Genomic DNA, 7,274 nt, shown 5'->3' with positions numbered 1-7,274 from the left:
CCCACCTCGGCGCTGCCCGGCGCCGAGATCACGGTCACCGGCACCCTCGGCTCCACCGAACCCTTCACGGCCGGCACCCAGGTCACCGTCACCCGCACGGACGCCACCGACACGACCGGCACCCCGCTCGGCAACGCGACGGTCGCCGAGGACGGCACCTTCCAGATCAAGGACACCCCGGCCGCCCAGGGCGACAACACCTACACGGTCACCTACGCGGGCGACGCCACCCACGCCGCCGCCACCGCCGCGGCCACCGTCAACGTCAACGTGGCCGCGACCACCCTCACCGTCAACGCCCCCACCTCGGCGCTGCCCGGCGCCGTGGTCACGGTCACCGGCACCCTCGGCTCCACCGAACCCTTCACGGCCGGCACCCAGGTCACCGTCACCCGTACCGACAGCCGCAGCACGACCGGTACCCCGCTGGCCAACGCGACCGTCGCGGGCGACGGCACCTTCCAGATCAAGGACACCCCGGCCGCGCAGGGCAACAACACCTACACGGTCACCTACGCGGGCGACGCCACCCACGCCGCCGCCACGGCCAAGGACACCGTCAACGTCACGCGGGCGGCGACCACCCTCACCGTGAACGCCCCCACGTCGGCCAAGCGGGCCACGAAGATCACGGTCAGCGGCAAGCTCACGGCCTCCGCGCCCTTCCCGGCCGGTACCAAGGTCACGGTGACCCGGACCGACCTCACCACCCCGAAGGGCAAGTCGCTCGGCACCAAGACGGTCGCGTCGAACGGCACGTTCAGCTTCACGGACACCCCGTACACCGGCGGCACCGTCACCTACTCCGTGCACTACGCGGGCGACGCCACGCACGTGGCCGCCCTGGGCAAGGACAGCGTCGCGGTCTCCCGAGCGGCCACCTCGGTCAGCGTCAAGACCAACCACTCGACCTACTCCTACGGTTCGACCGCCACCGTCACCGGTCACCTCGGGAAGACCGGCAAGAGCCGTGTGCTGTCGATCTACGCCAAGGCGTCGGACGGCACGAAGAAGCTGGTGAAGACCGGCACGGTCAACTCCTCCGGCGACTTCAAGGTCACCTACAAGGTCACCCGGAACACCACGTTCTGGGCTTCGTTCGGCGGTGACTTCTCCTACGCGCCGAAGTCGGTGTCCCGTTCGATCGGCACGCAGGTCAAGGTCTCCACGTCCGTCTCCCGGCACTACAAGACGGGGAAGATCGGCTCGACCACGTACTACTGGTTCCACAAGAACACCGACCCGCTGCTCACGACGTCGATGACCTACCACGCGGGCCGTTCGCAGCGGTTCGAGCTGCAGGTCTACTACCAGGGCCGCTGGTACTCCGCGGGCACCGAGTACTTCCAGCTGGGGACCGACGGCAAGTGCCGCGTGCAGCTGGGGGCCCCGGGCGAGGCCGGGATCCGGGCCCGCATGCGCTCCTCGTACATCAAGGGCAGCTCGGGCGACAGCCTGAACGCCACCACCTACGGCTCGTGGAAGTACCTGTACTTCACCAAGTGACGCCGTCCGGCGGACGCACACGGGCACGACGCACACGGGCGAGGCCGCCCCGGAACCTCCGGGGCGGCCTCGCCCGCGTCGCGGGTCAGCCGTGGACGCGGGCGACGGCGCGGACCGGGGCGCCGTCCGCGGCGAGGAGCCGGAGGGGGAAGAGGGCGACGTCGACCGCGCGGCCCTCGGCCAGGGCGGCCAGGACCGGGGCCAGGTTGGTGAGGTTCTCCGCGATGACCCCGCCCGCCCCGCACAGCACGCGGTGGGCGGGGAGGGAGTAATCCGGGTCCGGGTCGCCTGGATCGGGCGTCGGGTCGACGCTGAGGGCGTCGACGGCCACCGTGCGGATCCCGGCGTCCACCACCGCCCGCGCCGCCTCCGGGGTGAGCCAGGGGTGGGCCGCGTAGCGGTCGGTGCCCCAGTGGGCGGACCAGCCGGTGGCCAGCAGCAGCACCGAGCCGGGGCGGGCCGCCGCCAGCACGGGGGCCAGCGCCCCGGGCGTGATGGCCGCCCGCGGGGCGAGACCCCGCACGTCGGCGGCGACGGCCGGTCCCGCGAAGCGGTCCAGCGGCAGCTCGTCCAGGGCGGGCCAGGCGTCGTCCACGTGGAAGGGGGCGTCGACGTGCGTGCCGGACTGGGAGCCCAGGTGCAGCCGCAGCACGTTCACCCCGTCCTCGGCGGCCCGGAGGGCGGGAGCGACCTCGACCTCGGGGTCGCCGGGGTACACCGGCATGCCGGTCACCACGGGCACGGACAGGTCCACCCACCCCGGGCCACCGGCGGCCACGCTCATGCCTCCGCTCCGGCGAGGGCGGCCCGGTCCGCGTCGTCCGCACCCGGCCCGGTGATCGGCGGCACGGGGGTGTCGGCGGTGCGGACCAGCCGGGCGCCCTCGGGCCCGTACGCGCCGCGCGGCTCGGGGAACGCCGCCAGCAGGCCGAGGTAGAGCACCGCGGCGGTGACCAGGGAGAGCGGCAGGCTGATGTCGACACCGCCCGCGAGGTCGCCCAGCGGGCCGACGAACTGGCCGGGGATGTTGGTGAAGACGACGCCGAGCGCGGCGGAGACCCACCACGCGGTCATGCCGCGCCAGTTCCAGCCGTGGGCGAACCAGTACCGGCCGCCGCGCTGGCGGCGGTGGGGATGTCGGCCAAAGCGGGCTCCTGGGGTCGCGCGGGGGCGTACGGGGGTGGGAGCACGACCGCGGGGGTGGGCGGGCGCAGGGATCACCCCAGGTCCAGGGCTGGATGTGGACGGTAGTCCCGGCGCGCGGGCCGCCACCAGAGGATGATCCGTCCCGATCAGGAGCCGGGAATGGACGGATCATCCACCACGCCCGCGCGGGGCGAAGGCTCAGGCCTCGCCGGCCTCGAGCAGGTTCGCGGCGGCACCGACGATCCTCGGGTCGGGCACGCCCACGACCTCCTCGTCCTTGTCGCCGTAGTCGAAGCGGCCCAGCACGGTGCGCATCGCCTCCACGCGGGCCCGCTTCTTGTCGTTGCTCTTCACCACCGTCCAGGGCGCCTGCTCGGTGTCGGTCTCCCGGAACATCGTGACCTTGGCCTCGGTGTAGTCGTCCCACCGGTCCAGGGAGGCCAGGTCCATCGGGCTGAGCTTCCACTGCCGCACCGGGTCGACCTGGCGGATCGTGAAGCGGGTCCGCTGCTCGTCGCGCGACACGGAGAACCAGAACTTCACCAGGTCGATGCCGTCGTCCACGAGCATCCGCTCGAAAGCGGGTGCCTGCCGCATGAACCGCTGGTACTCGTCCTCCGTGCAGAAGCCCATGACCCGCTCCACGCCGGCCCGGTTGTACCAGGACCGGTCGAAGAGCACGATCTCCCCCGCGGTCGGCAGGTGCTCCACGTACCGCTGGAAGTACCACTGCCCGCGCTCACGCTCGGTCGGCTTCTCCAGCGCCACCACCCGCGCCCCGCGCGGGTTCAGGTGCTCGGTGAACCGCTTGATCGTCCCGCCCTTGCCGGCCGCGTCGCGCCCCTCGAAGACGATCACCAGCCGCCGGCCGGTCTCCTTGATCCAGCTCTGCAGCTTCAGCAGCTCTATCTGCTGCAGCCGCTTGTGCCACTCGTACTCCTTGCGCTCCATGCGGAAGGAGTACGGGTAGTTCTCGCGCCACGTCTCGACCGGGCTGCCGTCCGGCCGGATCAGCACGGGGTCGTCCTGGTCGGTGTAGTCGACCTGCATCCCGGCGAGCAGATCCAGGTCCGCGGGGTGCGGGAGCGTCGTCATGCCGCCTCTCACCTCCGGGTCCGCGGGAACGGGCGTACGCCTTTCCCACCGTAACCCTGCCCCCCGCCACCCCGCCCCACGCCCCGGCGAACCCCACATGACGTACACCGGTCCATCTCCCGTGCCCCGGCGTGCTTCAAGATCACACGATGGGAGTGAAGCGGCGCCCCGGCCACAACCACGGCCCCGACCTCCTCGACGGCGGCCTGCGTGCTCGCCCGGTCGGGCCCACAGCAGGCCCATGCCACGGCCGTGGGTAACACCCCCGTCTCGGCCCTCGTCGCGCTCGTCCTCGGCGCGGGCGCACGGCACGGCGTCCGGTCGTGGGTGCGCAGACGGGGTGGCCGGGCGGGCGGGTGAGCCGGGGGGTGCGGGGGGTCAGCGGCGGCAGCGTTCCAGGCCTTCGGGGCTGTAGCAGGGGAGGTGGCCGTGGGACTTGACGACGTCCTGGCCGGCGCCGCGGATCATGTAGGTGAGGAAGCTCGCGGCGAGCGAGCCCGTGGCGGGGCGGCCGTAGGTGTAGGCGTACTCGATCTCCGTGAAGGGGTAGCTGCTGTCACCGATGGCGGCCGGGGTGGGGGTGCGGCCGTTGATGCTCAGGGTGTGCAGGCCCTGGGAGGCCGTGGCGGCGCGCAGTTCGCTGTAGCCGATGGCGCCGGGGAGGCGGGCGACGGTCTTGAGGACCTGTTCCGTGCTGTCCAGCTCGCAGCGGATGGCCTTGTCCTCGGGGGAGTTGCGGGTGCGGCAGTCGCGCGAGGTGAAGGCGGGCTCGCCGTGGCCGCCGAGGATGTGGCGGCGGAACAGGTCGCGGGTGCCGGAGTCGGCGTTGCGGCTGACGAGGAGGACGGGCAGGTCGGGGCCGCCCAGTTGGCTCCAGTTGACGACGGACCCGCTGTACACGCGACGTATCTGCTCGACGGTCAGGTCCCGGACCGGGACGTCGTCGTTGACGACCAGCGCGAAGGCGGAGACGGCGACGCGGTTCTCCTCCAGGCGCGGCTCGCCGTCCGGCTTGGGGCCGTCGGAGAGGGCGACGACGCCGGAGGCCCCGGTGTCGGCGAGTTCACGGACGCCCTCGTTGCTGCCGTGCGCGTCGACCGTGATCCTCGCGTCGGGGCAGTCCTCGGCGTAGCGGCGGGCGAGTTCGTCCATGACCGGGGCGAAGGCCGTGGAGCCGGTGACGGTGAGCCGTCCGGCGGCGCAGCCGATGGGCGGCGGCGGGTCCTCGCGGACGACGATGATGCAGGCCAGGACGGTCACGCAGAGGGTGAGCAGGATGGTGATCCACCGGGCGGCCCGGCTGAACAGCGGCGGTTTGGCGTCCACCGGCATGGCCTTGTTGGGGACCACCACGCCGTCGCGGACGCCGCCGGTGACCCGGACGCCGCCGCCGACGTGGCCGCCGGTGAGCAGCACGAGCAGCTTGAAGTGCTGGCCCCGGTTGAGGGGGACCCGGGGCAGGTGGATCACGTTGCCCTGGTGCCGTACGCCGCCGGTGTCCCCCGCGGGGGCGAAGTGGTCCATCAGCGGCCCGGCGTCGGCCTCGGTGACGGCCACGCCCCGCACCGTGCGGCCCGCGAAGACGACGGTGAGCGCGCGGTCCGGGTCGCGGTTGGTGTAGTCGGTGTCGGTGACGGCCTCGCCGCCGTCGTTCTCGACCCGGATCAGGACGAGCGTGGCGTCCGACATGTCGGGGAGGTCGTTGAAGAGCCCGAGCCGTACGCTGCGGCCGCCGCCCCCGCCGTCGGAGTCGTCGCTGCCGATGGGGGTGTCCATCTGGACGCGGTAGCCGATGCGCCGCCGGCGCGGGACGCGGCGCTCGTACCAGACCACGCCGACGGAGACCACCAGACCGAGCAGCGCGGTCAGCACCGCCACCACGTTGTCGGCGCTCAGCCAGTCGCCCACCTCTCGCCCCGCTCCCCGGTGATCTCTCCTGCAGTGCGGTCACCGTACGGCGCCGCCGGGGCCCCGGCGGCGTCTTCCCTGTCCTGCCGTCAGATGTTCGCCGGGCGTTTCCCGGTCAGGCGCGGCGGACCCGGCGGACGCTCCAGTCGAAGCCCCCGCGGCACACCACGGTGTCCGTCGCGTCCCTGATCTCCGCGACCGTCGCCAGCCGTGCCCGGTCGCCGTCCCCGGACAGCACACCCCGCAGCGTGCGCCGCGCGGACTCGCCCAGCGCGCAGGAGGCCACCAGCCGGCCGCGTGCCGGGGCCAGGAACTCCACCGTCGCGGCGGCCCCGAGCGGCACCACGCCGTCGAACTCCCCGGGGGCCTCGACCGCGGCGATCACCGCGGCCAGGCCCGCCGCGTCGAGCAGGGCGATCAGCCCGCTGGAGTGCAGGCTGCCGATCACGTTGGTCAGCCCGTGCGGGGTGTCCAGCGCCACCTCGGCGGCGCAGTCCCCGGCCCGCAGCACCTGGATCCCCGCGGTCCGGTGGGCCGGTACCGGTTCCAGCAGGGAACGTGCCAGCGCGGTGGCGTCCATGGGCCCAGGCTCGCGCCCCCGGCCGACGTCCGCGTTACGGGGAACCGTCGCCCCGCCCAAGACCGGGGGGAGACATGCCCCGCGCCGCCCCGGGCACTTTCCGTTGCACAGGCGAAAGTTTGCACCGTACCAACAGCCACCGCCCGCGCTCAGGGAAATCGCGCAGGAGTACCACCGCGCCGCGACGGGCCCTACCGTCCGGAACCGCGTACGAATCCCGACCCAGGAGGCGCCATGAAGGCCAACCGGTTCACGGCGGGGACCGCCCTGGTCGCCGGAGCGCTGGTGTGCACGATCGCCGCGCTCGTGTACCCGGCGATGTCCGGGGCGAACGTCGCGGCGTCCTCCCCCGAGGTGCAGGCGGTGACCACCCCGTACGGGCCGCTGACCCCCCTCGACCGGGAATTCGTCGTCAAGGTGCGGCTCGCCGGGCTGTGGGAGTTCCCCGCCGGGCAGATGGCGGAGCAGAAGGGCACCACGCAGGCGGTCAAGACCGCCGGGCGGCACCTCATCGACGGGCACACCGCACTGGACAGCGCCGACCGCACGGTGGCCGCGCAGCTCGGCATACCGCTGCCCAACCAGCCCACCCCGCAGCAGATGGGCTTCCTCGGCACCCTGTCCTCCGCCTCCGGGGGCGACTTCGACAGCAAGCTCGCCAACATCCTGCGGCTGACCCACGGCCAGATCTTCAACACGATCGCCAAGGTCCGCTCCACGACCATGAACAGCCTCGTGCGGCAGCTGGCCGACCAGGCCAACGACACCGTGCTGGACCACATCACCGTCATGGAGCGGACCGGGCTGGTGGACTTCCCGACGATCGTCGCGCAGACCACCGCCAGTCCGACCACGGACCCCAAGGACCTGATCGCGCCGACACCCGTCCCGGGCGAGCCGACGCTCGTCGTCAACCCCTCGGCCGCGCCGCCCTCGCCCTCGGCGGCGCCGACCATCGGGTGACGCCATCACCGCGGCCCTCGGGCGCACCGCGCACCGCGCATCTCGCACCGCGCATCTCGCACCGCGCATCTCGCAT

Annotated in this window: 6 protein-coding genes and 1 pseudogene; 2 read left to right on the top strand and 5 right to left on the bottom strand. The window is 72.9% G+C overall.

Going from position 1 to position 7,274, the window contains the following annotated elements; translation table 11 throughout:
* Positions 1-1,506, top strand: a 1,506-nt coding sequence (locus tag ACFV3E_RS04125; protein WP_500533249.1) for an Ig-like domain repeat protein, incomplete at its 5' end; no start/stop codon positions are given.
* Positions 1,507-1,591: 85 nt separating this feature from the next.
* Here the strand turns inward: ACFV3E_RS04125 and ACFV3E_RS04120 are convergent.
* The 5 genes and pseudogenes from ACFV3E_RS04120 to ACFV3E_RS04100 form a co-directional block, all read right to left on the bottom strand.
* A complete protein-coding gene (locus ACFV3E_RS04120; RefSeq protein ID WP_500533247.1) occupies positions 1,592-2,290 on the bottom strand; it encodes a cyclase family protein in 699 nt (232 codons plus the stop codon).
* A pseudogene (locus tag ACFV3E_RS04115) lies at positions 2,287-2,637 on the bottom strand (cytosine permease); the annotation flags it as partial. The gene ACFV3E_RS04120 and the pseudogene ACFV3E_RS04115, both read right to left, overlap by 4 nt.
* Before the next feature lie 213 nt (positions 2,638-2,850).
* Positions 2,851-3,747, bottom strand: coding sequence for a polyphosphate kinase 2 (ppk2, locus tag ACFV3E_RS04110; protein WP_500368173.1), 897 nt, complete (start codon positions 3,745-3,747; stop codon positions 2,851-2,853).
* 378 nt (positions 3,748-4,125) lie between these two features.
* Entirely contained in the window at positions 4,126-5,655 is a 1,530-nt protein-coding gene (locus tag ACFV3E_RS04105) for a PstS family phosphate ABC transporter substrate-binding protein (RefSeq protein ID WP_500533245.1), read from the bottom strand.
* A 115-nt stretch (positions 5,656-5,770) separates the two neighbouring features.
* A complete protein-coding gene (locus ACFV3E_RS04100) occupies positions 5,771-6,235 on the bottom strand; it encodes a DUF4442 domain-containing protein (protein WP_500533243.1) in 465 nt (154 codons plus the stop codon).
* Positions 6,236-6,469: 234 nt separating this feature from the next.
* On the opposite strand from ACFV3E_RS04100, the gene ACFV3E_RS04095 reads away from it, so the two are divergent.
* Positions 6,470-7,198, top strand: coding sequence for a DUF4142 domain-containing protein (locus tag ACFV3E_RS04095; protein WP_500533241.1), 729 nt, complete (start codon positions 6,470-6,472; stop codon positions 7,196-7,198).
* The last annotated feature ends 76 nt before the right edge of the window (positions 7,199-7,274 follow it).

The organism is Streptomyces sp. NPDC059718, assembly GCF_042733315.1.
Classification (GTDB): domain Bacteria; phylum Actinomycetota; class Actinomycetes; order Streptomycetales; family Streptomycetaceae; genus Actinacidiphila.
The sequence above is the reverse complement of the archived record's forward strand: the minus strand, read 5'-3'. Positions and strand labels throughout refer to the sequence as shown.